Here is a 26,470-nt window from a genome sequence, read left to right on the forward strand (position 1 = left end):
AATTTTATTCTATTTTTCATCCATGAGGCTCCATAGCCGCCATTTCCACTACCTGCTGGCGCTCTGAACTCAGGCGCGCGGCGTCCAGTACGCGGGTGGTTGCCAGCGCATCCAGGACGTTCACCGGCAACTCGCCGTGGCCTTCCACCGCGCTTTGCAGCTGACTGTAGAACTGATTCCAACGGCCCTTTTCCGACGGCACCCGCTCACGATCCGGCCCCTGCTCGAACCAGCCCCAGCGTCGATGTTCTTCAGCGCCCCAGTGCTCGCCTTCGGTTTTCGGGGTCTTGCCGGCCAGCAGCGCCTCTTCCTGGCCGTCCAGCCCTTCGATGGTGTAGCAACCGGCCGTGCCATTCACCCGAAACCGCGGGGCCTGGCTGTTTTGCAGGGCGCTGCCCCACAGGTGTGAAATCACCCCATTGGCGTGGGTCAGCGATACAAAGAAGCCGTGGTCTACGTTCGGCTCATCGGCGGTGTAGTGCAACTGCGCGAACACCCGGTCCACCGGGCCGAACAATTGCATGGCCTGGTCCACCAGGTGGCTGCCCAGGTCCCGCAGGAAGCCGCCGCCGCTGGCATTGCCCACCGAGCCCGGGTTGTAGCGCTCCACCCGGGATTCAAAGCGGGTGACGGTGCCCAGGGCTCCGGCGTCGATCAGCTTGCGCAGGGTCAGGAAGTCCGAATCCCAGCGCCGGTTCTGGTAGACGCTGAGCAGCACGCCCTGGCGCTCGGCGGCGGTGATCAAGGCCTGGGCCTGTTCGGCATTGCTGGCAAAGGGTTTGTCGCTGACCACCGCCACACCGTGTTCGATGGCCTCCAGCACCAGGGCCGGACGGCCCTTGAGGGTGGTGGAGATCACCAGCACGTCGACACCGGCCTCGGTGATCTGCCCGATACTGTCGAAGGCCTTCACTCCGGGGTGATCCGTCGCCAGTTGCTGGCGACGTTCGGGTGACCGTGTCACCACGCCGACAAAGGTCGCCCCCGGCAGGCTGGCTATCAGGGGTGCATGAAATACACGGCCGCCTTTGCCGTATCCAACCAGTCCGATTCGCATACAAATACTCCTTGGTTAATTGTGGCGAGGGAGCTTGCTCCCGCTCGACTGCGTAGCAGTCGCAAGCTTTTGGGGGCGCTTCGCACCCCAGCGGGAGCAAGCTCCCTCGCCACAGGGCAAGCCACAACGGTCTAACAGCACAACTCGCGGGTCACCCGCTCCAGCATCATCCGGTTGGACTCATCCGGCCGGTCTTCCCAGGCAAACACCGACACCGTGGCAATGCCGTCGAACTTGATTTCCCGCAGAGTGCCGAAAAACGCCTCCCAGTTCACCTCGCCCTGGCCGATGTCCAGGTGCTGGTGCACGGTGGCGGTGACGCCCGGCGGGTTGACGATGTAGCGCAGGTTGGACGACGCCCGGTGGTTGTAAGTGTCGGCAATGATCAAGTGGCTGAGCTTGGAGCCTGCGTACTTGAGCATCGAGGCGATATCGCCCTTGCCGTCGTCATAGAAGAAGGTGTGCGGCGCGGCGTAGAGGTAGTTGATCCAGTCGCGGTCGAGGCCGCGAATGATGTCCACCGACTCGTTGTTGCGCTCGCAGAAGTCGTACGGATGCGCCTGGATATCCAGCTTGATGCCTTCGCGCTCGAACTCCGGCATCAGCTCGTCCATGGAGCGCATGAACTGGTTTTCGCACACCAACGGATTGTCGGACTGGCCGGTGAATTCGGTGTTGACCAGCTCGCAGTCCATTTCCACGGCGATCTGGATCGCACGCTTCCAGTTGCGCACGGCGGCAACCCGCAGGCCTTCGTCGGCGGCGGCCCAGTGGTACATGGGCAGCAGGGATGAGAGTTGCACGCCGGCGTCGCTCAGGGCCTTGCGAAATTCCTTGATGCGCGCGCGGTCGACCCGGGGGGCCTTGTAGAACGGCAGGAAGTCTTCCCGGGGCGAGAGTTCGATGTGCTGGTAGCCGAGCTCGGCGGCCTTGTCGACCATTTGGCCGAGGGGCAGGTGGCGGTACATGTAGGGGTCTAATGCGATGCGCATGCTTGAGATCTCCCGAATTTGAGGTAGGAACTCGGTCAAATGTGGGAGCGGGCTTGCTCGCGAATGCGGTGGGTCAGTCGATGCAAATGTTGACTGAAAGGCCGCATTCGCGAGCAAGCCCGCTCCCACACTGACTGCGTTACATCAGTGAGGGTTGTGGTTAGCCGTAGAAATGCGGACGGGGTGGCAGGCCCACTTTCACAATCTGCCCACTGTTCTGCGCCTCAATACACGCATCCGCCGCCACCGCCGCCGCAAAACCATCCCACGCCGACGGCCCCCCCACTTGCCCTGCCCTTACACCGTCGATAAACGCCTGCAGCTCAACGTCATACGCCGCGATGAACCGGTCTTTCCAATCCATCAGGATCGCGTTCGACAACTTGGCCCCGCTGCGCATCTGCACCTGGGACGGCTCCGGCAATTTCGCAATGCCGGTCTCCCCCACCACTTCGCACTGGATGTCGTAGCCGTACTGGCAGTTCACAAACACTTCCACATCGATGCGCGTGCCCTTGGCGGTTTCCAGCAGCACGATCTGCGGGTCACGCAAGTGCGCCAGCGCCTTGCTCGATTTACGCGGGAACACCACCTGCACCGACACGTAGTCATCGGCCAGCAACCAGCGCAACACATCCAGCTCGTGGATCAGGGTGTCGGTGATCGCCATGTCGGTCTTGTAGTTCTCACCCACCCTCGGGTTGCGGTGGGCACAGTGCAGCATCAGCGGCTCGCCGATCTGGCCGCTGTCGATCACGGCTTTCAAGGCGCGATAGCCTTGGTCATACGGACGCATGAAACCCACCTGCACCAGGCGCTTGCCGTGGGCCACTTCGGCCTCGACGATCTTGCGGCAGCCTTCGGCAGTCACCGCCAGCGGCTTCTCGCAGAACACGGGTTTGCCGGCCGCAATCGCCGCCAACACAAATTCTTCGTGGCTCGGGCCCCACGAGGTCACCAGGATCGCCTCGACCTGCGGCGAATTGATCAGCGCGTGGCCGTCCGGGTACACCTCGGCGGTGAGTTTCAGGTCAGCGACGACCTTGGCCGCCTGCTCAAGGTTGATGTCGGTCACGGCCACCACCTGGCTGTTGAGCAAGGTCTGGCTGCAGCGACGAATGTGATCCTGGCCAATGGCGCCAGTACCGATAACACCCAACTTCAAAGACATGAAAACACTCCTCTTGTTATTAGTACTGCCGGGCCTTGGCCAGGCGTTCATTGAGTTGTTTGGCCACCGCATCGGTGCGCGCGCTGGTGGACACCTGCGCCACACCGACGCGCCACCACGACAGGTATTTGTGGATCATGGTTTTCGGCAGGACCTTGACATCAATCAGCGTCGACACGGTTTGCGTGCGCGCATCGGCCAGCGCCGCCTGCAACTGCTCCACGGTGTTGACCTTGTAGGTCTTGCAACCATAGGCCGCCGCACTCATGGCGAAGTCCACCGGCACAAAACCGCCGTCGAGCTTGCCGGTCTCGGGGTTGCGGAAGCGGAACTCGGTGCCGAAGCTGTCCATGCCGTGTTCCATCTGCAGGTTGTTGATGCAGCCGAAGGTCATGTTGTCCAGCAGCACCACGTTGATCTTGCGCCGCTCCTGGATCGAGGTGGCCAGCTCCGAGTGCAGCATCATGTACGAGCCGTCGCCCACCAGTGCGTACACCTCGCGCTCGGGCTCGGCCAGCTTCACGCCCAATGCGGCGTTGACCTCGTAGCCCATGCACGAATAACCGTATTCGACGTGGTAGGTGTTGACGCCCTTGCTGCGCCAGCTGCGCTGCAAGTCACCCGGCAGGCTGCCGGCAGCGGCGACGATGATTGCGTCGTCGGCCAGGGCTTCGTTGAGCACACCGAGTACGCGGCTTTGGGTCAGGCAGGAACCGGTAAGCTCGATAAACTCACGCAGCACCGCCGGGTCCATGTGGTCGTTGATTTCAGGGACGAAGTTTTCAGTCTGGTATTCCGCCTGGTAGATCCGGTCGACTTCGACGTCCAATTGCGCCTTGGCATCCCGTGGCTGATCCCCCCAGGTGGAACGGTAGTCGCCCAAGGCTTCAGCCAGTGCTTCCAGGCCAACCTTGGCATCCGCCAGCAACTGCACGCCATCGAGTTTCAGTGCGTCGCACGGGCTGATATTCAGGTTGAGAAACTGCACCTCAGGATGCTTGAACAGTGACTTCGACGACGTGGTGAAATCGGTATAGCGCGTGCCGATACCAATGATCAGATCTGCCTCGGGTGCCAGCAGGTTCGCCGCCAGGCAGCCGGTTTCACCAAGACCGCCGAGGTTCAGTGGATGGCTTGAAACCACCGCACTCTTGCCCGCCTGGGTTTCCGCGAAAGGAATGTCGAAGCGTTCGGCAAAGGCTTGCAGCGCGGCATTCGCCCCGGAGTATTTGACCCCGCCGCCACACACGATCAGCGGTTTGCGCTTGCCCTTGAACGCCGCCACGGCATCCCCCAGCATCGCTTCGGTCGCCGGGCGACGGTCGATACGGTGCACGCGTTTTTGCAGGAAGTAATCCGGGTAATCCCAGGCTTCGCCCTGTACATCCTGCGGCAGGGCCAGGGTCACGGCGCCGGTTTCCGCCGGGTCGGTGAGCACGCGCATGGCGTGAATCGCCGCCGTCATCAGCTGTTCCGGGCGGTTGATGCGGTCCCAGTATTTGCTGACCGCACGAAACGCGTCGTTGGTGCTGATGCTCAAGTCGTGGAACTGTTCGATTTGTTGCAGTACCGGATCGGGCTGGCGACTGGCGTAGACATCACCGGGCAACAGCAGCAACGGAATCCGGTTGGCGGTCGCGGTCGCCGCGGCGGTCAACATATTCGCCGCACCCGGCCCCACCGAGGAGGAGCACGCGTAGATCTTGCGGCGCAAATGCTGCTTGGCAAAACCAATCGCCGCGTGGGCCATGCCCTGTTCGTTGCGGCCCTGATGCACCACCAGGTCGCCGCTGTCCTGCTCCAGGGCCTGGCCCAGGCCCAGCACATTGCCGTGGCCGAAAATCGTGAAGATGCCCGCGACAAATTTGCTCTGCACACCGTCGACTTCGATGTACTGGTTATCCAGAAACTTCACCAGGGCCTGGGCCATGGTCAATCGGGTTGTGGTCATGAGGTGCCCCTTATCGTTTCTGCAGGTGGGCGATACTCGCCCCCAACGCCTGCTTGATATCTGCCAGGCCGTGCACGCTTTCGGCGAACGGTTCGAATGACAGGTGGCCGCTGTAGCCGGTGCTGAGCAGCGTGTCGATCTGCGCGGCATTGCCGAGGATGTCAGCCTCGCCCACCAGCACGCGGTGGCCGTCGCGGATCGAGCTCAGCGGTGCGTCGGCATCTTCCACGCCGGAGATATGCACCAGCCCGGTCAGCTCGGGGAAGAACTCATGTTCACTGGCCAAATGGTGGTGGAAGGTGTCATGCACCACGCGGAACACATCCAGGCCGCCGACAGACTTGATCGCATCCACGGCCACGCGTTTGCGGCGCAGCGAGCATTCTTCAAACCCCAGGGGTTCGACAAAACCGAGAATCCCGTATTCCCGCAGGATCGGCGCCAGTTCACTCAAGGCGGTGCGCAAACCGGCCGAGCGCTGGGCTTCGTTGCGCGAGTCGGCGCGGTCGTTCAACGGGCACATCACCAACGCCTGCGCGCCGCATTCGCGGGCATAGGCCGCCAGCTTGATGGCCTGGGCGCGGCGTTCGTCATCCCACACATCGAAGGGGTACAGCGCGTTGATCGACAGCACCGTGATGCCATGCACCGCGCACAATTCGCGCACGCGGCTGGCAGGGGTGCCGTCTTCAATCTCGATGCCCTTGAGGTCGTTGCGGATCTCGATGGCGTCGCATTTCAGGGTCACCGCCAGCTGGATAAAATCGGGCAGGGAAAGGCTGGGGGCGACCATGCGGTTCAGGGCAAAACGTAGAGGCGACTTCATTATTGTTGTGCTCCACACTCGAAAACGTTACTTGGCAGTTGGCATGCTGAATTCAGGGCCCTTGGCGATGCTGTCGGGCCAGCGTTGCATGACGCTCTTGTAGCGGCTGTAGAAACGAATGCCTTCTTCGCCATAGGCGTGGTGGTCGCCGAACAGCGAGCGCTTCCAGCCACCGAACGAATGCCAGGCCATCGGCACCGGAATCGGCACGTTGATGCCGACCATCCCGACCTTGATGGTGCGGGCAAAGGCACGGGCAATGCCGCCGTCGCTGGTAAAGCACGACACGCCGTTGCCGAACTCATGGGCGTTGATCAAAGCCACGGCGCTGGCAAAATCCGCCACCCGCACGATGCCCAGCACCGGCCCGAAAATCTCTTGCTGGTAGATGCTCATTTCGGTGGTGACGTTATCGAACAAGGTCGCACCGACGAAGAAACCACCCTCCGCGCCCGGCACCTTGAAGCCACGACCGTCGACGATCAGCTTCGCGCCCTGGGCCACGCCCTGGTCGATAAACCCTTCGACCTTGGCCTTGTGTTCGGCGGTAACCAGCGGGCCCATCTCGCTGTCTTTTTGCATACCGTTGCCGACCTTCAACTGGTCGATACGCGGCAGCAGTTTTTCGATCAGCCTGTCGCCGACATCGCCCACCACCACGGCAATCGAGATCGCCATGCAGCGCTCGCCGGCCGAGCCGTACGCTGCGCCGATCAAGGCGTCAGCCGCCTGATCCAGGTCGGCGTCGGGCATCACGATCATATGGTTCTTCGCCCCGCCCAATGCCTGCACACGCTTGCCGCGCTGGGTGGCCTGCTGGTGGATGTACTCGGCAATCGGGGTGGAACCGACGAACGAAATCGCCTCGATATCCGGGTGCTGCAACAGGCCATCTACCGCGCTCTTGTCACCCTGCACCACGTTGAACACACCGTCGGGCAGCCCGGCTTCGGTCAGCAGGCGGGCCATCAGCAAACTGGCGGACGGGTCGCGCTCCGACGGCTTGAGGATGAAGCAGTTACCGGTGGCCAGCGCCAGCGGGATCATCCACAGCGGCACCATCACCGGGAAGTTGAACGGGGTGATGCCGGCGCACACGCCCAGTGGCTGACGCAGGTTCCAGTTGTCGATGCCGCCGCCGATGTTGTCGCTGAAATCGGTTTTCAACAGGTTTGGCGCACCGCAGGCGAACTCGACGATCTCGATACCACGGGTGACTTCGCCCTTGGCGTCGGAGAACACTTTGCCGTGTTCGCGGCTGATGATTTCAGCCAGCTCATCGTGGTGCCGGTCGAGCAATTCCTTGAATTTGAACAGCACGCGCGAACGGCGCAGGGATGATTGCTCGGACCACGCCGGGAAGGCTTTCAGCGCCGACGCCACGGCCTCATCGACGGTCTTCTGGCTGGCCAGCCCGACGCGGGCCTGGACTTCGCCGGTGGCCGGGTTGAACACATTGCTGAAACGCTCACTGGCGCTGTCGTGCACCTGGCCGTTGATGTAATGGCCGATTACCGGGGCGTTGCTCATTATTGTTCTCCGTCGAAAGTGCTTAAAGATCCAGCAGCCAGCTGTGCTGCGGGTCGTTATGGAAATGCCAGGCGCGCTTGGGGCCGGCCATCACGTTCAGGTAGTAAGACTCGTAGCCATACGGCACGCTGACCGGGTGATACCCCTTGGGCACCACCACCAGGTCGCTGTTTTCCACGGCCATGGCCTGGTCGATGCTGCGGTCGTCGGTGTAGACGCGCTGGAACACGAAGCCCTGGGGCGGGTTGATCTGGTGGTAGTAGGTTTCTTCGAGAAAGCTCTGGTGCGGCAGATCGTCGGTGTCGTGCTTGTGGGGCGGGTAGCTCGACGAGTGACCGGACGGTGTGCGCACTTCCACCACCAGCAGCGAATGGGCAGGCTCGCTGTCGGGCAGGATGTCGCACACGTAGCGGGTGTTGGCGCCCTTGCCACGTACGCTGCGCTTGCATTGCTCGGGGCGAATCAGACGGGGTGCCAGACCTGCGTCGGTTGAGCCGGGAGCGGCGCAGACGGCAATTTGCACGTCGCTCAGCGCGGTGACCTGGGCGTCGGTGCCTGGCGGCAAATAAGCGGCGAAGGGCGACTTGTCTTCGAACACCGAGTGGCGATCACCGAGGTTTTCCCAGTTGAAGCCTTCGCCCTGGATAGTCACCCGGCCGCTGAGCAGCACCAGGCACAGTTCCTTGTCGCCGGCGGTGACTGGCAAGGTTTCACCCAGGCTCAGGCGGTAGGCGGCGAAGCCCACGTATTCCAGGCGCCCTTCTTCCAGCGCCACCATGGTTTGCCCGCGCTTGCTGCTTTTGACCAACAGGCTCATTGTCCAGTCCTCTCGCTCAACAGTGCGCGCAGGGTGTCGTAACCCTTCTTCGCATAGATGTAGCTCGGCGCCACGGCAGGATCCTGCTCGGCCTCCACTACCAGCCAACCCTGGTAATTGGCGGCCAGCAGCACGTCCAGCAGCGCGGCGAAGTCGATATCGCCGTCGCCGGGCACGGTGAAGGTGCCGTTGACGATGCAATCCGGGAAGCTCCACATCTGGTTGCGTGCCAGTTGCACCACCGGCTTGCGCACATCCTTGAAGTGCACGTGGCAGATGCGGGCGATGTGTTTGCGCAGCACCTCGATAGGCTCGCCGCCGCCCATGTAGCAGTGGCCCGAATCAAACAGCAGGCCGACTTCCGGGCCGGTGCGGCGCATCAGTTGGTCGATGTCTTCCGGGGATTCGACGTAGGCGCCCATATGGTGGTGGTACGCCAGGCGCACGCCCTGGGACAGGGTGAAACGCGCCAGTTCGGTGAGTTTGTCGGCGTATTCCTGCCAGGCCTGTTCGCTGTGGAAGCGCGGGCGTTCGATCAGGCGCACCGGCGAACCCTGGATCGAGTCGGCGACTTCGCCGTACACCAACACGTTGGCGCCGTTTTCACGCAGCAGTTCGACGTGGCTGGCGATGGCTTCGATTTCTTCCGCCACCGAGCGCCGGGCCAGGCGGCTGGAGTACCAGCCGGAGACCAGTGCCAGGTCGTAGGGGCGCAATACATCGCCGACACCTTTGGCGTCCTTGGGGAATTTGCCGTTGAGTTCAAAGCCTTCGTAGCCGATGTCCTTGCCTTCGCTGAGGGCCGTGCTCAACGGCGTTTCACCGCCCAGGGCCGGCAGGTCGTCGTTGCTCCAGGAGATCGGGTTGATGCCAATTCGGATAGCGGGCATGGCTGCACCTATTATTGTTTTTTCAGAGTTGCCTGAGATCTGCTTTATGTGGGAGCGGGCTTGCCTGGGATGCGCGCGACTCGGTCTAACAGGTGTACCGAGGTGATGCCATCGCAGGCAAGCCAGCTCCCACATTTGATTGCGTGTTTAGCTTCGAGAACTGCGCCAAGCCTTAATCAATTGCTCAAAGATGCACTGCACCTGCTCAATCAAGGCTTGATCGTCAATCTCCCCCGCCAGCCAGGCTCGGCTCGGTTCCTGGAAGATCGTGCGACCCACGGCGAACCCGCGGCAGGTCTGGCTTTGGCTGGCTTGCTGGAAGCCATCGGCCAGGCATTCGGCGGAAGCGTTCAGGCCCAGCAGCACCACGCCCCGGCAGTAGGGATCGCGCTCCTGGATCAGCTCGTCGAGCTTTTTCCAGTCTGCGGCCGACTGCGCCTCGATCTTCCACCACGCCGGGTAGATGCCCAGGTTGTACAGGCGCTTGAGGCTGCGATAGAGCACGTCGGGATAGGTGGACGGGTGATCCTTGGGGGGCACGACTTCCAGCAGCAGCTCATGGCCGCTGACCAGGGACGCCTGATACAGGGCCTTGAGTTGCGCTTCCTGTTCCAGGCGCAGCAATGGCTCGTCATCGGGGTGAAATTGCACCAGGCACTTGATGATCTGCTCCCGGGGCCAGGCAATCAGGTTGCTGCCCACCGAGCGCCCGTGTTCAAAGGCCAGCGGCCGTGAGTTCTGGACTTCCACCGGGCGGGCGATCCACCAGCCGCGACCGCTGGCGGCGTTCAGCGCGTCCTGGCCGAAGCGTTGGTCGGCCAGAATCCCGACGTCAGCCTCGACGCCCTGCTCCGCCAGTTTGCTTTCAACCCGTTCCACGGCCTGGATGAACAGTTGCTTCAGGGCGCTGATGCGCGCCAGGTCCTGGCCGCCCTTTTGTGCCAGTTCCACCAACTGCCAGCGGTGGTCGAAGGCAAATACAAACAGCTGCTTCCAGACCTTACGCGGCACGCTGACCTGGTGCAGGCGTTGCAGCACCGCGTCCTGGTCCGGGCGGGTAATCGGCACCGGGCTGTTGAACAGGTAATCGAGTTCGGCGCGGGTCGGCATGGCCGGCGCGCAGGCATGGCGCGACACCACCAGGCCGCCGCAGGCATTCGCCAACTGGCTGCAGCGCTCGTCGCTGGCGTCTTCAAGCCAGCCGCTGAGGAAGCCGGACATGAAGGCATCGCCGGCGCCCAGCACGTTGAGTACTTCCACCCGTACCCCGGGGTAGATCGCGCCGTCTTCAAGGCGGGCCGGGATATCGCCGTGGATCACCGTGCAGCCCTGGGGGCCAAGCTTGACCACCAGGGTGGCCGAGGTCAGGCCACGCACCGTGCGCAATGCCGTGAGCAAATCTTCACTGCCACCGGCAATCAGGAATTCTTCTTCGGTGCCGACGATCAGGTCAAAACGCGGGAGGATTTTCTGCACGTGCTGGCTGACATTCTGGTCGGCCACAAACCGGGTTTCGCCATCGGCCTTGCCGGCCAGGCCCCAGAGCACCGGGCGGTAGTCGATGTCGAGCACGCGTTTGACGTTATGCTTCTCGGCGTAGTCCAGGGCCTGGATGCTGGCCTTGTACACGCCGTCGGTGGAGAAGTGGGTACCGGTGATCAGCAGCGCCTTGCTGGAAGCAATGAACGCTTCACTGATGTCTTCGGCACGCAGGGCCATGTCGGCGCAGTTCTCGCGGTAGAACACCAGCGGGAAGGTTTCGCGGTCCTTGAGGCCCAGCAGCACCAGGGCGGTGAGGCGTTCCGGGTCGACCTTGATGCCGCTGACGTCACAGCCTTCGCGGGCCAGGGACTCCAGCAGGAAACGCCCCATGTGGTCGTCCCCTACCCGGCTCAACATCGCCGACTTGAGCCCCAGCCGCGCGGTGCCGAACGCGATGTTGGCGGAGGAACCGCCGAGGTACTTGGCGAAGCTCGAGACATCCTCCAGCCGTGCACCCACTTGTTGTGCGTAAAGGTCGACGCCCAGGCGTCCCAGGCAAATCAGATCCAATTGACGCCCACTGGCAAAACGAGTCTGGCCCATGCTGGCTCCTGTTATTTTTATCAGCCTGCGTATGCCGTCGCGGTGGCGGCATACGCTCTTGGTGCAAGCAGACTAGAACGTCTGGTGACGCCAATCAATATTTATTCTATAAATATTTTTTGTGGAATATATTTTCCAATACGCCATCATCGGTATGTTCCAGCCGCAGTGCATCGTTTCAGCTGCACCGTGGGGCGGGATGCCGAGGTATTTTTTTGCGCCTACGCTGTAGACTTGCGCACATCGACTTATTGTCAGGGGCGCCTCGACGCGCCCTATAAGAACAAGCCAGAAGGATTCCCTATGTCCCAGAGCGCCCCGGAAGACGCACTCGCCAGCCCGCCGCTTAACGCCGAGCGGTTGTTGCAGCTGATCACCGATGAATACGAGAGCCTGCCGCGCCAGCTCAAGCGCATCGCCAGCTACATGAGCCAGCAGAGCGACCGGATCATGGTCGACCGCATCAGCGACATCGCCCGTGAATGCGAAGTGCACCCGTCGGCCATCGTGCGGTTTTCCCAGCGTTTCGGGTTCAGTGGTTTCAGTGAAATGCAGGCGCTGTTCCGCGAGGCCTACACCCACAAGACCACGCCGGTGCAGAACTACCAGCAACGCATCCGCAGCATGATCGCCAACAAGTCGCAGAAAGCCAGCGGCGGCGACCTGGCGCGTGAGTGCGTGAATGCCACCCTCTCCGGGATCGAGCGCCTGGGGCTGGAACTGGATGACGCAGCCTTCGACAAGGCCGTGGACCTGGTGGTGAATGCCGACAATATCTACGTGGTGGGCGTGCGCCGCTCGTTCGCCGTGGCGGACTACCTGGTGTACAACCTGCAGCACACCAACAAGCGCATCCATCTGGTCTCGGGATTGGGCGGCAGCTATCGCGAGCAGATGCGCAGTGTGCGGGCCAACGACCTGGTGATTGCCATCAGCTTTACGCCCTACGGCAAGGAAACCCAGCACTGCCTGCGGATTGCCCAGCACCATCAGGCCAAGACCCTGATCATTACCGACAGCAACCTGTCGCCCCTGGCCAAGCGGGCGAGCACGGTGCTGCTGGTGAATGAAGGCTCGTCGTTTGCGTTCAGGTCACTGAGTGCGACGCTGTGCCTGTGCCAGGCGTTGTTCATTGCCGTGGCGTATCGGCTGGAATTGAAGGTCGATGAGATTCATGAGCAGGTGGGATTCGACGACTGACGATCGTTCCCACGCTCCGCGTGGGAATGCAGCCCCGGACGCTCCGCGTCCAAAGCGTGACGCAGAGCGTCACAAGAGGCGTTCCCACGCAGAGCGTGGGAACGATCGTAAGGCTTAGCGCAGTGCCCGGCGCAACACCTTGCCCACCGTCGTCTTGGGCAACTCCTGCGTACGAAACTCGACAAACCGCGGCACCTTGTACCCCGTCAAATATTCCCGGCAATGCGCCAGAATCTGCTCCTGGGTCAAACTTGGGTCCTTGCGCACCACGATGATTTTGACCCTCTCGCCGGTCACCCCATCCTCAACCCCGATCGCCGCCACTTCCGCCACGCCCGGATGCAACGCCACCACGTCTTCGATCTCGTTGGGGTACACGTTGAACCCGGACACCAGGATCATGTCTTTCTTGCGGTCCACCAGGCGGATGAAGCCCTGCTCATTCATCACCCCGATGTCCCCGGTAGACAGCCACCCTTCGGCATCCAGCACCTCGGCGGTTTCCGCCGGGCGTTTCCAGTAACCCTGCATCACCTGCGGGCCGCGTACTTGCAGTTCGCCCTGCTCGCCCAGTTCCGCCAACTCACCGTCCTCACGAATGAACCGCACCCAGGTCGACGGCAACGGCACGCCGATACTGCCGGTGAATTCCATCTCGCGCATGCGTGAGATGTCGATGGGGCTGATGCTCACCACCGGCGAACATTCAGTGAGGCCGTAGCCTTCGATGATCGGCAAGCCGGTGACTTCCTTCCAGCGCTTGGCGACAGCGGTATGGGTGGCCATGCCGCCGGCGATCACCATGCGCAAATCGGAAAAATCCCGGGCGCAGAACTCCTTGTTTTCCAGCAGGCCGTTGAACAGCGTATTCACCCCGGCAATCCCGTTGAAACGCTCCTTGCGCAGGATCATCTGCACCCGCTTCACATCCCGTGGGTTGGCGATCAGGATGTTGCGCCCGCCCAGGCACATGAACATCAGGCAGTTCACCGTCAGGGAAAAAATGTGGTACAGCGGCAGCAGGGTGACGTTGGTTTCCTGCTGGTTCTGATCGAGCTGATCACCGACCCACGCCTTGGCCTGCAACAGGTTGGCGATGATATTGCGATGGCTGAGCATGACGCCCTTGGCATCGCCGGTAGTGCCGCCGGTGTATTGCAGGAAGGCCAGGTCTTCGCGGCTCATCGGCACGGCGAGATGGGTTTGCCCGCGTCCCTGTTTCAACACCTGGTTGAAACGCACGGCCCCCGGCAGGTTGAAACGCGGCACCTGCTTCTGCACGCTGCGCAGGATGAAGTTCATCGCCGCGCCCTTGAAGGTGCCGAGCAGGTCACCGATGGCCGCGATCACCACACGTTTGACGGTACTGGCGGCCACCACTTTCTCCAGGGTGTGGGCGAAGTTTTCGAAGATCACCAGGGTCTCTGCGCCACTGTCCTTGAGCAAATGCTGCAGCTCCCGGGCGGTGTACAGCGGGTTGACGTTGACCACCACCGCACCCGCGAGAATCGTGCCCAGCAGGCAGATCGGGTACTGCAAGCAGTTGGGCATCATCAGCGCCACCCGGTCGCCCTTCTTCACACCCTGGGCTTGCAGCCACGCAGCAAAGGCGATGCCCTGCACCTCCCAGTCGGCGTAGGTCATTTCGGTGCCGATGCTGACGTAGGCCACGCGGTCGCGGAATTTGTGCAGGTGCTCCAGGAACACCTCGCGCAACGACGGGTAATCCTCGATGCCGGCGTCGATGTCTGCCGGTACGCCGGGCAGGTAAGCGTTCAACCAGAGGCGTTCGGTCTGTTCCAGGCTTACAGCGTTCATGGCAGTCTCCTTGTTGTTTTTATGGTGGGAACTACTTTTCGACGATAGCGGTAATGCCCAACCCACCCGCCGCGCAGATCGAAATCAGGCCGCGGCCGCCGCCACGCTGGTGGATCGCCTTGGCCAGTGCCGCGAGTTGCCGGCCACCGGTGGCGGCGAAGGGGTGGCCGCAGCCGAGGGAGCCGCCGTTGACGTTCATTTTGCTGCGGTCGATGCTGCCCAGCGGCGCGTCGAGACCCAGGCGGTCGCGGCAGTAATCCGGATCTTCCCAGGCCTTGAGGGTGCACAGCACCTGGGCGGCGAAGGCTTCGTGGATCTCGAACAGATCGAAGTCGGCGAACGTCAGGCCCTCGCGCTTGAGCATGCGTGGCACGGCGTAGGCCGGCGCCATCAGCAGGCCTTCGGTGCCGTCGACGAAATTCACCGCAGCGGTTTCACCGGTTCGCAGGTACGCCAATACGGGCAAGCCGCGCTCGGCGGCCCATTCCTCGCTGGCCAGCAGCACCACCGACGCGCCGTCAGTCAGGGGCGTGGAGTTGCCGGCGGTGAGCGTGCCGTTCTGGCGGTCGTAGGCCGGTGACAGGCCGGCAAGTTTCTCCAGGCTGGCGTCGGCCCGCAGGTTGTTGTCCCGGGCCAGGCCGCGATACGGGCTGATCAAATCATCGAAGAAACCCTGCTTGTACGCCGCATCCAGCCGCTGGTGGCTGGTGAGGGTCAACTCGTCCTGGGCCAGGCGCTTGATCTGCCAGCGCTTGGCCATTTCCTCGCAGTGTTCACCCATGGACAAGCCGGTGCGCGGCTCGCCATTGCGCGGCAGCAGCGGCTTGAAGAACATCGACGGGCGCACACCCATCAAGGCCTTCAACCTGGCGCCAGTGCCCTTGGCGCGATTGGCTGAAAGCAAGGTGCGGCGCAGGGACTCGTTGATGCCGATGGGCGCGTCGGAGGTGGTGTCGGAACCACCGGCAACGCCCACTTCGATCTGCCCAAGGGCGATCTTGTTCGCCACCAGCAACGCCGCTTCCAGGCCGGTGCCGCAGGCTTGTTGCAGGTCGTAGGCCGGGGTTTCGGGAGACAGTGTGGTAGACAGCAGGCTTTCCCGGGCCAGGTTGAAATCCCGGGAATGCTTGATCACCGCACCCGCGGCAAACTCGCCCAGGCGCAGGCCGTGAAGGTTGTAGCGGTCCACCAGGCCTTGCAGGGCGGCGACCAGCAGATCCTGGTTGCTGTCATGGGCGTACACAGTGTTGGAGCGGGCGAACGGGATACGGTTGCCGCCGATAATCGCCACGCGGCGCGTCGGGGCCGGGTTGAAACTGTAGTCACTCATCGATCGGTCTCATTCCAGATAAACAGCCCACGCATATGGGGTTTGTCACCGGCGAAATTACGCACTTCAAACTCACGGCGCGGGCCGGTTGGCGGAACGTTCCACAGCGCCACCTGGCCGGGCAGGAAGATCGGCAGCTTGAAGTCGCAATGGGCCTCGGCCTGGTCCAGTCCGCCGGGGGGTTGCTGGGCGGCCAGGGCGCGGCCAAGGGTCCACATGCCGTGGGCGATGGCCCGGCGAAAACCGAACAATCGGGCGCCGATCATCGAGGTATGAATGGGGTTGAAATCCCCCGAGACCCTGGCGAAACGCCGCCCCAGATCCGCCGGCAGCACCCAGCGTTGAGTGCGCAGCAAACCATCTTTCTGCAAGGGCAACGCGTCGTCCCACGGCTCGCCAACCGGCGCGTTTACGTCACGGCGCAGGTACAGGCTGTCGCTCTCCCACACCAGGGCGCCCGCGCTGTAGCCACGGGTGGCGATGCTCAGCGCCTGGCCCTTGGGATGGGCGACCCAGCGTTCGCAATACACCTCCAGGCGCAAGGCCTGGCCCGCCTCCAGCCGTCGATGCTGGCGGATGCGATTGGCCAAATGCACCATGCCGCTGGCCGGGTACGGGAAACTCGGGCGGGTCAGCAACATCAGGTGCAAGGGGAACGCCAGCACATGGGGATAGGACAGCGGCACGCCTTGCTCACGGCGGAAACCACAGGCCCGACCGTAAGCCGCGATCCCTTGGGCAGACAGCTCGACGGCCGAACGCACCAGGCGTTCTTTCGGCAACGTCGGCTCGCCTTCCAGCTTCGGTTTGCGCAGCCCCAATACCCCGTCCAGCAACAGCCGCGAGCGCGAGGGCGGCGGGTCAATAATCTGCGTCACATAGTCCATGCTCAGGCTCCCAACAGGCTTTGGCCGCAGACCCGCACCACCTGGCCATTGACCCCGCCGGATGCCGGATGCGCCAGCCAGGCGATGGTTTCTGCCACGTCGATGGGTTGCCCGCCCTGGGACATCGAGTTCATCCGCCGCCCCGCTTCGCGAATCATCAGCGGGATCTTCGCGGTCATCTGGGTTTCGATAAAGCCCGGTGCCACGGCATTCACCGTCACTTGCTGCGCCGCCGCCTGCGGGGCCAGGCCTTGTACCAGGCCGATCACCCCGGCCTTGGAGGTGGCGTAGTTGCTTTGCCCGAGGTTGCCGGCGATACCGGAAATCGATGAGACACACACGATCCGCCCGCCCGGATTCAGGCCCTGGCTTTCCAGCAGCGCCGTGCTCAGATGCAACGGTGCTTCCAGGTTGACCGCCAGTACGCTGCGCCACGCGGTCTCAGTCATCTTGGCGATGGTCTTGTCGCGGGTAATCCCGGCGTTGTGCACCACCACGTCGAATGCACCGTGTTGGCTGACATGGGCGTGCAACTGCTGCGCGGCATCGGTGGCGGTGATGTCCAGCGCCAGTGCGGTGCCTGCGACGCTGCCGGCCGCCTGTTGCAGCGAATCCTGGGCCTGGGGCACATCCACGCAGACCACATGGGCTCCATCGCGGGCCAGCACCTGGGCGATTGCCAGGCCGATGCCACGGGAGGCGCCGGTGACCAGGGCACGGCGGCCGCCGAGGGGTTTGTCCCAGTTGATTTCGGTTGGGCTATCGACGGGTTTTTCGAGGCGCACCACCTGCCCCGAAACATAGGCCGAGCGCCGCGACAGGAAGAACCGCAGGCTGCTTTCCAGCCCGTCCTCGGCACCCGGTGCGACGTAGATCAACTGCACGGTGATCGCCCGGCGCAACTCCTTGGCCAACGAACGCACCAGGCCCTCAAGGGCACGCTGGGCAATGGCCTGGGGCAGGTCCTTGCACAACTCCGGCGCGGTGCCGAGCACCACCACCCGGGCGTGCTGCCCAAGGCGCCTGGCGTTGGCGTGGAAGAATTCGTAGAGCTCGTCCAACTGCTTGAGGTCGGCAATGTCGCTGGCGTCGAACACCGCGCCCTGGACCTTGACCGTGGAGGGTGCCTTGAGGGTCGCAGCGGTGGCAGTCACTGTATCGGTGGCGGTGAAGATGCGCTGGATTTGCGCCCCCAGGCGCCCTACCCCCGCGACGATTACCGGGTTGGCCAGGCCTTGCTGGCCGCTGCGGTGACGTTGCAATGCCAGGGGTTGGGGCAGCCCGGCAGTGCGGGCCAACCAGGCTCCCAAGGGGGAATTGACGAAAGAGAGGTAGCTGTCACTCATGGATAAATTCACTCACAAACACGGTGTTGCCATGGAAACCCGATCCTTGTAGGAGCTGGCTTGCCTGCGATTGCGGTGTGTCAGCCAACACATCTGGCACTGAACCAACGCTATCGCAGGCAAGCCAGCTCCTACAGGGGTCGTGTTCCTCCAGTTCCAGTCAGTTGACCGGCGCGTTTTCGCCTTGGTTGGCGCGGCGTCTTGCGCTCGGTTTGGCGGCCTGTTCCAGCGCCTGCTGGCGCTGTTGCAAGGCTTCCAGCAAACCGAAGTCCTGCGGGAAGTCGTCCACCTGGATCGCGTGATCGCCATATTCCACATAGCGCGCGAGCAAGCTGTCGTCTTCCTCGCTGATCAGGTCCAGCGCCCGCGCCTTGACTCGCCACGGAGTAAACGCCGCACTGGAAATCGGCATTGGCTCGATCAGGCCTTGCTTGATCGCCCCCTTGAGCCGCGCCTCGATCAGCTCCACTTGCGGCAACAGGCGCAAGGCCAGCTCGCCGTAAGCCAGCTTGTCGATTTCCGGCCGAGGAATGTAGGAATTGCCCAGCAAGCGGTCGCGGGTTTCCCCCGGCACCTGCACCAGCTCCGCCACTTGCGCCAACAGGCGATCCGACGGTTTGCGCTGTGGAATACCGAACGGGAACGTCAAGCCACGCACCACCGCCGCCGCGGCTTTCGACGGGTAGTTGTCGAGCACTTCGGCCAGGGCCTCATGGGCGCGCAGCAACGCGTCCTGGGCCGCCCAATGCACCAGCGGCAAATCTGCCTGTGGCCGGCCATCATCCTCAAAACGCTTGAGCACGCAGGACAGGATGTACAGCTGGGACAGAATGTCCCCCAGCCGCCCGGTGATGCTTTCCTTGCGCTTGAGGGCACCGCCCAGCACGCCCATGGAAATGTCCGAGATCAACGCCAACACCACCGACAGCCGATTGGCCTGGCGGTAGTAGGACGCCAGCGCCGGATCGGTCTTGCCCGGCCCGGAAATCAGCCGTCCGCCCGTCAGCGAATACACTGCGGCACGCACGGTATTGGCCAGCACGAAGCTCAGGTGACCGAACATTGCGCTGTCGAAATCCACCAGGGCCTTGCGCCGGTCAGTATTGCGCGCCGCTTCCATCTCGCGGAACACATACGGATGGCAGCGGATCAGGCCCTGGCCGTAGATGATCAGGCAGCGAGTCATGATGTTCGCGCCTTCCACCGTGATGGCGATGGGGCTTTGCTGGTAGGCCCGGGCTAGGAAGTTGTTGGGCCCCATGCAGATGCCCTTGCCGGCCACGATGTCCATGCCGTCGTTGACGATGATGCGTGCCCGCTCGGTAACGTGATACTTGGCGATGGCCGAGATCACCGAGGGTTTTTCACCGGCATCCAGTGACGCTACCGAGACCTTGCGCACCGCGTCGCAGGCATACAGATGCCCGGCCATGCGCGCCAGGGGCGCCTGCACGCCTTCGAACTTGCCGATGGGCAGGCCGAATTGCTTGCGCATCGCCGCATAAGCGGTGGTGCCGCGCACAGCCACCTTGCCCAGGCCGACGTTGGCCGACGGCAGGGAAATCGCCCGGCCAGCCGCCAGGCATTCCATCAGCATGCGCCAGCCGTTGCCGACTTGCTCGCGGCCGCCGATCACCCATTCCAGCGGGATAAACACATCCTTGCCGGTGGTCGGGCCGTTCTGGAATACCGCGTTGAGTGGCCAGTGACGCCGGCCGCTGTTCACCCCCGGATGGGTGGTGGGGATCAACGCGCAGGTGATGCCCAGGGAACCCGGCTGGCCGAGCAGACCGTCCGGGTCTTCGGCGCGGAAGGCCAGGCCGAGCACGGTGGCGATTGGGCCGAGGGTGATGTAGCGCTTGTCCCAGGTCACACGGAAACCCAGTACTTCCTCGCCTTCGTGCATGCCCTTACAGACGATGCCCAGGTCTGGAATCGCGCCGGCGTCGGAGCCGGCATACGGGCTGGTCAGGGCGAAGCACGGGATGTCTTCGCCCCGTGCCAGGCGTGGCAGGTAGTAGTTGCGCTGGGCGTCGGTGCCGTAGTGCAGCAGCAGTTCGGCCGGGCCCAGGGAGTTGGGCACCATCACTGAAATCGCCGCCGCCGAGCAGCGGGTCGAGAGCTTCATCACCACTTGCGAATGCGCATAGTGGGAGAAGCCTTTGCCGCCGTACTGCTTGGGAATGATCATGCCGAGGAAGCCGGCATCCTTGGTGTACTGCCAGCCTTCGGGGGACATGTCTTGCCAGACCTGGGTGGTTTCCCAGTCGTTGGACATGTCGCACAGGGTCTCCACTTCGTTGTCGAGGAAAGCCTGTTCTTCAGCGCTGAGGCTGGCCGGTGCGGCTTGCAACAGGCGTTCCCAGCGCGGTTTGCCGCTGAACAGCTCGGCGTCCCACCACACGGTGCCGGACTCGATGGCAGCACGCTCGGTGTCGGACATCGCCGGCATGATGCCGCGAAAAAGGCCCAGGGCCTTGCTGGTCAACAGGGTGCGGCGCAGGGGTTTGATCGTCAGCAGCAGCGCGGGCAACACCACCAGCACCGCCACCACGCCGGCGCCGAAACCGGCGACTGCGTTGAACAGGTAACCGGCCGCCAGCCAGACCAGGCCGGCACCCAGCCAGAGGGTGGCAGCGGCTTGTCGATACGCCAGGGCAATCGCTGCTGCGAGTCCCGCCAATAACCAGATAACCATGGGGATACCTCTACTCAATTCAGGGTACGGCAAACGCCCGGGCAGATCGGAATGACCTGTGACGTAAAGCCACACTACAAACTTGAAAAGATAAATTCAAATTTTGTTTTGAAATTTTTATTTAATGCTTGGGCGAAAAAATCAAGGGCTGAGCAAGTCAGCCTGATGGATCAAAGGGAGCACGTGAGAAATGCCGGAAGAGCAGCAAGATGCGCTTGCTGCCCTCCTTTATCGGCTAGTCAATTCACTTCACTGCACGCGATCAGAACGCGTAAGTCGCTGATAAGCTGACCACCTCCCCTTTGCTGTCGACCTTGCCATCCAGGCGTGCGCCGCCGAGACGATCGACGTTCTGCGTCTTCAACTTGACCTCTTCCACAAACTGCCGGGAGTACGCACCGTCCAGGGTCAGCCCCGGAATAGCTCTTACGGCGTAGCTCAGGCCCAGGGAAGCAAACCAGCGGTCACCGTCAGGAATACGTGGGTCACGTGTGGAGTTACGGGTTGGAGTCTGGTCATTGGCGACACCGGCACGCACGGTCCAGTCGTCGGTGAGTTTGTAGTCACCGCCCACCGATAGCATCCAGACGTCACGGTACTTGTAGGGAATCGACACGATGGTGCTGCCGTCGGACTTCAGGGTCAGGTCCTTGAACGAAGACCATTGCGTCCACATGGCGCTGACACCCAGGGTGAAGCGGTCGTTGAACACGTGCACCCAATCAATCGCGGCATTGGCCGGAATATCCAGCTGGGTTGAGGCGTTGGCGCCATCCGGGTACAGATGCAGGCCCGGGTACGCCTGCTCTACCAGGGTTTTGCCGAAAGCAGGGTTGATATCGGTCATCAGGCTTCTGGAGCCGTCATCGGCATAGATATTGTAGTTACCCTCCAGCTTGTTCTTGATCTTGGCGTGGTAGTTCAGGCCAACAGTATCCTGCAGCGTCGGCTTCCAGACCACGCCGGCAAACCAGCCGACAGAGGTGTTATCTACCTTGACCCGCATCAAGGCATGCCCAACCCCTGAAGGAAAGGGTGCACCGCCCAATCCTGGCGACAAGGCCGCCGCTGCCAGCAGGTCGACGTTCTGGCTGACGAAGCCACTACTGTGCTGCACGATGGCGCCACCACCAATGGAGAACTGGTCGTTGACCTTGAACGACAGCGAGCCCGTCACACCTACCGTTTCGATCTTGGTGTCGACGGCGAAGTCGCGACCCTTCCAATCCGGGTCCCAGGTACTTTTCATGCCTTGAGGGACAACAGCGCTAAAGCCGAGCGCAAAACGGTCATTGAGCGGAATCACCGCAAAGCCGGTAGGCAGCCAAGCGGTGAAGCCTGCTTCGCCGCCGTTGCCTGTGCGCGGGGTTGAGGTAGGTATACCTGTCAACGGATCAATGACGCTGGAACTGCTCGGATCTCCCTTGTAGTCGTAAGCACTGCCCTTGTACTTGATATTGACGCGGGCGTAATCGACGGTTTGCTGCACGATAGTGTGATCAATAAATGCCATGGCAGCCGGGTTGTTGTACGCAGCTGAAGGGTCATCCTTGAACAGCGAACCACCACCAAAGGCACGGCCCCAGCCCTGCGCGCCATAGGTCGGGGTAGCAAAACCACCTGCCTGCGCCGGAGCGGTAATCATCAGCCCCCCCAGCAATGCGAGCCCCAATACAGCCTGCACCTGTTGTTTTTTATTATTCATGCGGCACTCCTTATTGTTATCAAACTGAGCCTGCTCGAGCCGGCTCGTCTTGCTGCTTCGTTTGCCCGTTCAGGGGCATATTTCAACCTTTGATCTGATGATCAAGTTCAAGGACTAATCGTGAGGACTGGCGAAGGCTTGAAACTGAATGCCGTGATTCGGCAGCTGTCGCTTACGGTGTGAGGGCTAACGAGGCTAAAGGTGTTATCAGCAGCACTCCATTGCGTGGTCAACGTACTTGGAGACGCGCACGTGTCGGAGAAGAACTTCTCGGCGAAACCTGAAAGTGTTGCGGTGCTGGCATTCGTCGGCACGAGGGTCCACGGCAGATTAAGCGGCCCGGAAACTCCGCACAGTGCGTTGCCCGTAAAAGTGGCACCGGTGATGGTCGCACTTGAACCGTCGGAAGCGACCTTTCCGGTCAGCGCGACAGTGCAAGGGACGGGTGTCCATACCAAAAGTTTTACTGCGGTAGAGATCGAGCCAGTGGCAGTAAATGCGGCGCCCGCCTGGGCAAACGATGCCGCGTGGGTCATTGAGGATGTGAATGCCAGGCCAAGCAGCAGCGCAGTTAGAGAAATACGTGTGGTAAGGCTTTGCATTGTCTTAGTCCCCAGACTTTTTATTGTTATCCACCGGCTCCGCCGGCATCAGTTACATGGCCAGACACCTCGCCTGAGGCGCAAGCCGATCAAAATTCGTTTATCAAGGATTTATCATCAGGTATGGCATTGCGAAGCGCATCGACACAACTTCACAGCTACCGGAAAGTACCTGATTCATTGCATAGAGATTTAAGCCATCGGTGTTATTGAAGAGAGAAACGCTAATAGTTGCAGGACCGCAGTTAGTACCAGGAATAATTGGCGGAAGGCTCGCCACAGTGAAACTGACATTAGATAATGCGCCGAAAGCACTGGCTGTTGGACTCAATACCCATGGCAAGTTACTGACACGATACATGGCACACAGGGCGTTGCTGCCAGCGATATAAACACTGGTCAGACTTGCCGTGGAACCATCGTGGGATACCCGCCCAACAAACTGGATATTACACGTTACAGGTGTCCTCATCGAAGACGGCGACTTCAGCGTCAGGGTGCCGTTAACGGTGGTAAATGATTGGTCGGCAGGAATGAAAGACGCCGCGTTGGCCATCGAAGCCGCACAAATGCACATTGCAACAGCAGTAGCACCCACGAACGTTTTCAAGCTTTCCATGTTTTTCCACCTGTCTGGTGACGTATTCACCAAGCGCAATGAACGGTGTTGTCAGCCGATCCGTTGGCTGTCCATCCCTGAACAAGCGCCTCTCGCGAGGCGCCTGCCTTCCATCGGGGTGATCAACCCTTTTTACGGAGTACGCCTATCAAGGAATTACCACGGCACCCGGTGCGGTGAGGCTCAGCGACACCACGGTGCAACTGCCGGTCAGCGTCTGGTTGGTTGCAGTGATCGTGCTGGAAGCTGGGCTGGCAGTTGACGCCAGGCCCACGGCAATAGTGGTCGGGCCGCAGTTGGTGGCAGGAATGATTGGCGGTGCACCTGCGATGGTGTAGCCAACGTTGGTCACGGTACCCGCAGTAACGGAGGTAGCCGATAGTTTCCATGGCAGGTTAGTCATCTTGGGCAATGCGCACAGGCTGTTGGAACCCGATACGGTGGCGCTATTGATATTGGCAGTACCATCGGCGTTAACAACACCCTGGAAAAGAATGTTGCAAGTCACTGGCTGCTGAAACGACGACGGCGATTTGACCGTAATGCTGCCGTTAGCGGTGATGCTTGCACCAATAGGGCTGAAAGACGCCGCACTGGCCATCGAAGCAGCACCCATGCAAACAGTCAAAGCAGTCAAAGACACGAGGGTTTTCAAGCTTTTCATTATTTTTCCTCACATGTTATGGCGAGTCATTTCGCCAGGGGTAATGGCCATGATCGAGAGGTCACGGTGAATCTGCAGAACTTCCCTTTCCAGCCAAATTTCAATTCAATTACCGCTACAACATCCCACTGTTACTCAACAACTTTGAAACTCGGCGGCATCTTGATCGACACCGTCTTGATCTTGCAGTCTTCGCCGATAGGCACATTCGACGCTTCCAGCTTGCCGGTGGCGTTATCCCAGGTTCCATCGGCAGTAGAAGGCCCGCACTTACCGCCCAAACCAAAGGCATGCACATCCACGGCGATCTTCGACATCGAGCCGCTCCTGGTATCTTTAGCCACTAATACCCACGGCAAGTTGATCGCTTCGACCCGGCTGCACTTGAGCCCGCCATCGAATTCAACTTTGTCGACATTCACCGACGAGCCATCCGCCGCCACTTTGCCGGCGACCTTGATGGTGCAATCCGCGCTGATCAGCGCGCCTTTGGAAAAGCTGATGGGGCCCTGGGCAGTAAACGCGCTGCCGGCGGGTTCGATACGGGCGGCCTGGGCCTGGTGGTAAACGATCAGGCCCAGGGCAGCCAATACAATGTGCGTGGTGAACTTGGCAGGGGTTTGCATGGTGTACGTCCTTCCCTTAATTTTATTTTTGTTCGGGTCAAACAACTGTCTTGCAACTAAGCCGTACTCGAAACCGGTAAAGCCTGGGCGATGAAAACCTGCGCGATACACAGATCCCGAGTACGCCCTACAACTGACTGCTTTCGTTAGAAGGGTCTGGTGGTGTTGCTGTACTTCTCCAGGTACTTCAAACGCTGTGAAGGTTGAAGATTGGTCAGGGTGATATCCCCGGCGTAATGATTAAGTACCCGGTGATCCATGCGTCGTCGCCACAAGTACGGCACATACGCCCAGACAATCATGCTGGCATAACCGTATGGAAGTTGCGGCGATTCATCAAAATGACGCAGTGACTGATAACTTCTGGTTGGGTTGGCGTGATGGTCGGAGTGCCGCTGCAGTTGGAACAGAAAGATATTGGTGACAATCCGATTACTGTTCCAGGAATGCCGTGGCGAGCAACGCTCATAACGACCGTTGGGCAACTTCTGGCGTTTCAGGCCGTAGTGCTCGACATAGTTCACCACTTCCAGCAGCGAGAAACCGTAGATGCCCTGGATGATCAGGAATGGAATCACTGCCGCGCCCAGCCAGGCAATCATCGCGCCCCACAACACCACGCTGTACATCCAGGCGCTGAGTACGGCGTTCTTCCAGTGCCAGGCCGGCAGGCCGAGTTTGCGCAGGCGTTCACGTTCCAGGTTCCACGCCGAGCGTGCGCTGAACCATACCGAGCGCGGCAGGAAGGCCCAGAAGCTCTCCCCCAACCGCGAACTGGCCGGGTCTTCCGGGGTGGCGACGCGCACGTGGTGGCCACGGTTGTGTTCGGTGTAGAAGTGCCCGTAGAAGGTCGGCGCCAGGGTGATCTTGGCCAGCACGACTTCCAGCAGGCGCGGCTTGTGCCCCAGCTCATGGGCGGTGTTGATGGCGATGCCGGTGGCAGCGCCAGTGGACATTGCCATGCCCAGGTAGGTGAACCAGCTCACCTGGCCATGCAGCTCGGTGCGCGCGGTGATGAACGCGGCGGTTTTCGCCAGCCAGCTCGACGGGTCCAGGGTGGCGGTGGCATGCAACAGGCCGCCATTGATAATCCAGTCGATACCGCCTGCGGCCAGCCACCCGGTGACCACCAGGGATGAGATGACAAACAGCACGCCGGTGTAGACGATCCAGCGGTAGTAGCTTTGGGATTCGAGGTTGCTGACGGCGGACTCGGGCGGGTTGCTGACGTCTTCACCCAGCAGGCCGTCGATCAGCGGGATCAGGCCGAAGATCACCAGCACACCGACCCACCACAGTTGTTGCACGCCGGTAGTGATGGCCAGGGCGCCAGAGAGAATTGGGGTTGCCAGGGGCATGATGCCGAGCCACCACAGGTGGCGCTTGCCGTCGGTCCAGACGTTCGGGGCAGCCAGGGTCTGATTCATGGCAGCCTCCGCACGACGCAGGTAGGCAGGGAGCAAAAATCAACACTGGACAGGTACACGGAGCGGTGACTGCCCCGAGAATTCAACCATGCGATAAAAGGCGTTTTTTTCATTATTTTATTCGCTCTTAGGCATTTCAAAAATTGTTTCAAATTAGACATTGAAATAATTTTTTTAAATAAATAGCGCGGAATCGTTAGGTCGTCAACTAGTTTCTTGAACCCTTTTG

Annotated in this window: 21 protein-coding genes; 1 reads left to right on the forward strand and 20 read right to left on the reverse strand. The window is 61.4% G+C overall.

Translation table 11 applies throughout. From position 1 onward, the window contains the following. Window positions 1–16: 16 nt before the first annotated feature. From V6607_RS18805 to iolC, 9 genes are all read right to left on the reverse strand, one after another. Window positions 17–1,057: a Gfo/Idh/MocA family oxidoreductase gene (locus V6607_RS18805; protein WP_134326825.1), complete on the reverse strand. Its 1,041-nt coding sequence runs from the start codon at window positions 1,055–1,057 to the stop codon at window positions 17–19. Between the two features lie 131 nt (window positions 1,058–1,188). Beyond that, on the reverse strand, window positions 1,189–2,049 hold the full coding sequence (locus V6607_RS18810; protein ID WP_003214697.1) for a sugar phosphate isomerase/epimerase: 861 nt from the start codon (window positions 2,047–2,049) through the stop codon (window positions 1,189–1,191). A 160-nt stretch (window positions 2,050–2,209) separates the two neighbouring features. Beyond that, entirely contained in the window at window positions 2,210–3,220 is a 1,011-nt protein-coding gene (locus tag V6607_RS18815) for a Gfo/Idh/MocA family oxidoreductase (protein ID WP_008437157.1), read from the reverse strand. A gap of 19 nt (window positions 3,221–3,239) precedes the next feature. Further along, entirely contained in the window at window positions 3,240–5,171 is a 1,932-nt protein-coding gene (gene iolD, locus V6607_RS18820) for a 3D-(3,5/4)-trihydroxycyclohexane-1,2-dione acylhydrolase (decyclizing) (protein ID WP_134326826.1), read from the reverse strand. A 10-nt stretch (window positions 5,172–5,181) separates the two neighbouring features. After that, the gene (locus V6607_RS18825; RefSeq protein WP_134326827.1) at window positions 5,182–5,997 is read right to left on the reverse strand and encodes a TIM barrel protein; all 816 of its coding nucleotides are present in this window, start codon (window positions 5,995–5,997) and stop codon (window positions 5,182–5,184) included. A 27-nt stretch (window positions 5,998–6,024) separates the two neighbouring features. Continuing rightward, window positions 6,025–7,527 (reverse strand): CoA-acylating methylmalonate-semialdehyde dehydrogenase, encoded by a 1,503-nt coding sequence (locus V6607_RS18830; protein ID WP_003214689.1) that lies wholly within the window; start codon window positions 7,525–7,527, stop codon window positions 6,025–6,027. 22 nt (window positions 7,528–7,549) lie between these two features. Then, window positions 7,550–8,344 carry a 5-deoxy-glucuronate isomerase gene (gene iolB / locus V6607_RS18835; protein ID WP_003214687.1) on the reverse strand — a complete coding sequence of 265 codons (795 nt, stop codon included), beginning with the start codon at window positions 8,342–8,344 and terminating at the stop codon, window positions 7,550–7,552. Continuing rightward, window positions 8,341–9,234 (reverse strand): myo-inosose-2 dehydratase, encoded by an 894-nt coding sequence (gene iolE / locus V6607_RS18840; protein WP_003214685.1) that lies wholly within the window; start codon window positions 9,232–9,234, stop codon window positions 8,341–8,343. The genes iolB and iolE overlap by 4 nt, the downstream gene beginning before the upstream one ends. A 147-nt stretch (window positions 9,235–9,381) precedes the next feature. Then, window positions 9,382–11,319 (reverse strand): 5-dehydro-2-deoxygluconokinase, encoded by a 1,938-nt coding sequence (gene iolC, locus V6607_RS18845; protein WP_134326828.1) that lies wholly within the window; start codon window positions 11,317–11,319, stop codon window positions 9,382–9,384. 303 nt (window positions 11,320–11,622) lie between these two features. On the opposite strand from iolC, the gene V6607_RS18850 reads away from it, so the two are divergent. After that, on the forward strand, window positions 11,623–12,519 hold the full coding sequence (locus V6607_RS18850) for a MurR/RpiR family transcriptional regulator (RefSeq protein ID WP_003214679.1): 897 nt from the start codon (window positions 11,623–11,625) through the stop codon (window positions 12,517–12,519). Between the two features lie 114 nt (window positions 12,520–12,633). On the opposite strand, the gene V6607_RS18855 is transcribed toward V6607_RS18850, so the two are convergent. The 11 genes from V6607_RS18855 to V6607_RS18905 form a co-directional block, all read right to left on the reverse strand. Then, window positions 12,634–14,337 carry an AMP-binding protein gene (locus V6607_RS18855; protein ID WP_134326829.1) on the reverse strand — a complete coding sequence of 568 codons (1,704 nt, stop codon included), beginning with the start codon at window positions 14,335–14,337 and terminating at the stop codon, window positions 12,634–12,636. A gap of 31 nt (window positions 14,338–14,368) precedes the next feature. Continuing rightward, window positions 14,369–15,667, reverse strand: coding sequence for an acetyl-CoA C-acetyltransferase (locus tag V6607_RS18860; RefSeq protein WP_102369297.1), 1,299 nt, complete (start codon window positions 15,665–15,667; stop codon window positions 14,369–14,371). Beyond that, window positions 15,664–16,554: a MaoC/PaaZ C-terminal domain-containing protein gene (locus V6607_RS18865; protein ID WP_134326830.1), complete on the reverse strand. Its 891-nt coding sequence runs from the start codon at window positions 16,552–16,554 to the stop codon at window positions 15,664–15,666. Before V6607_RS18865 ends, V6607_RS18860 begins: the two co-directional genes overlap by 4 nt. 2 nt (window positions 16,555–16,556) lie before the next feature. After that, entirely contained in the window at window positions 16,557–17,900 is a 1,344-nt protein-coding gene (locus V6607_RS18870) for a 3-oxoacyl-ACP reductase (RefSeq protein WP_134326831.1), read from the reverse strand. 160 nt (window positions 17,901–18,060) lie between these two features. After that, a complete protein-coding gene (locus tag V6607_RS18875) occupies window positions 18,061–20,598 on the reverse strand; it encodes an acyl-CoA dehydrogenase (RefSeq protein ID WP_134326832.1) in 2,538 nt (845 codons plus the stop codon). 262 nt (window positions 20,599–20,860) lie between these two features. After that, complete coding sequence (locus tag V6607_RS18880; protein WP_008437147.1) at window positions 20,861–22,303, reverse strand: outer membrane protein transport protein; 1,443 nt, start codon at window positions 22,301–22,303, stop codon at window positions 20,861–20,863. Between the two features lie 107 nt (window positions 22,304–22,410). After that, window positions 22,411–22,905 (reverse strand): protein activator, encoded by a 495-nt coding sequence (locus tag V6607_RS18885; protein ID WP_134326833.1) that lies wholly within the window; start codon window positions 22,903–22,905, stop codon window positions 22,411–22,413. 103 nt (window positions 22,906–23,008) lie between these two features. After that, the gene (gene praB, locus V6607_RS18890) at window positions 23,009–23,524 is read right to left on the reverse strand and encodes an alkane oxidation protein activator PraB (protein ID WP_134326834.1); all 516 of its coding nucleotides are present in this window, start codon (window positions 23,522–23,524) and stop codon (window positions 23,009–23,011) included. Between the two features lie 148 nt (window positions 23,525–23,672). Continuing rightward, window positions 23,673–24,188 (reverse strand): alkane oxidation protein activator PraB, encoded by a 516-nt coding sequence (praB, locus tag V6607_RS18895; RefSeq protein ID WP_008437145.1) that lies wholly within the window; start codon window positions 24,186–24,188, stop codon window positions 23,673–23,675. Window positions 24,189–24,319: 131 nt separating this feature from the next. Continuing rightward, entirely contained in the window at window positions 24,320–24,814 is a 495-nt protein-coding gene (gene praA / locus V6607_RS18900) for an alkane oxidation protein activator PraA (protein ID WP_008437144.1), read from the reverse strand. Window positions 24,815–24,960: 146 nt separating this feature from the next. Beyond that, a complete protein-coding gene (locus V6607_RS18905; RefSeq protein ID WP_102369301.1) occupies window positions 24,961–26,241 on the reverse strand; it encodes an alkane 1-monooxygenase in 1,281 nt (426 codons plus the stop codon). Window positions 26,242–26,470: the final 229 nt, after the last annotated feature.

The sequence above is a fragment of the Pseudomonas sp. KK18 genome, from assembly GCF_037094675.1.
Lineage (GTDB): Bacteria > Pseudomonadota > Gammaproteobacteria > Pseudomonadales > Pseudomonadaceae > Aquipseudomonas.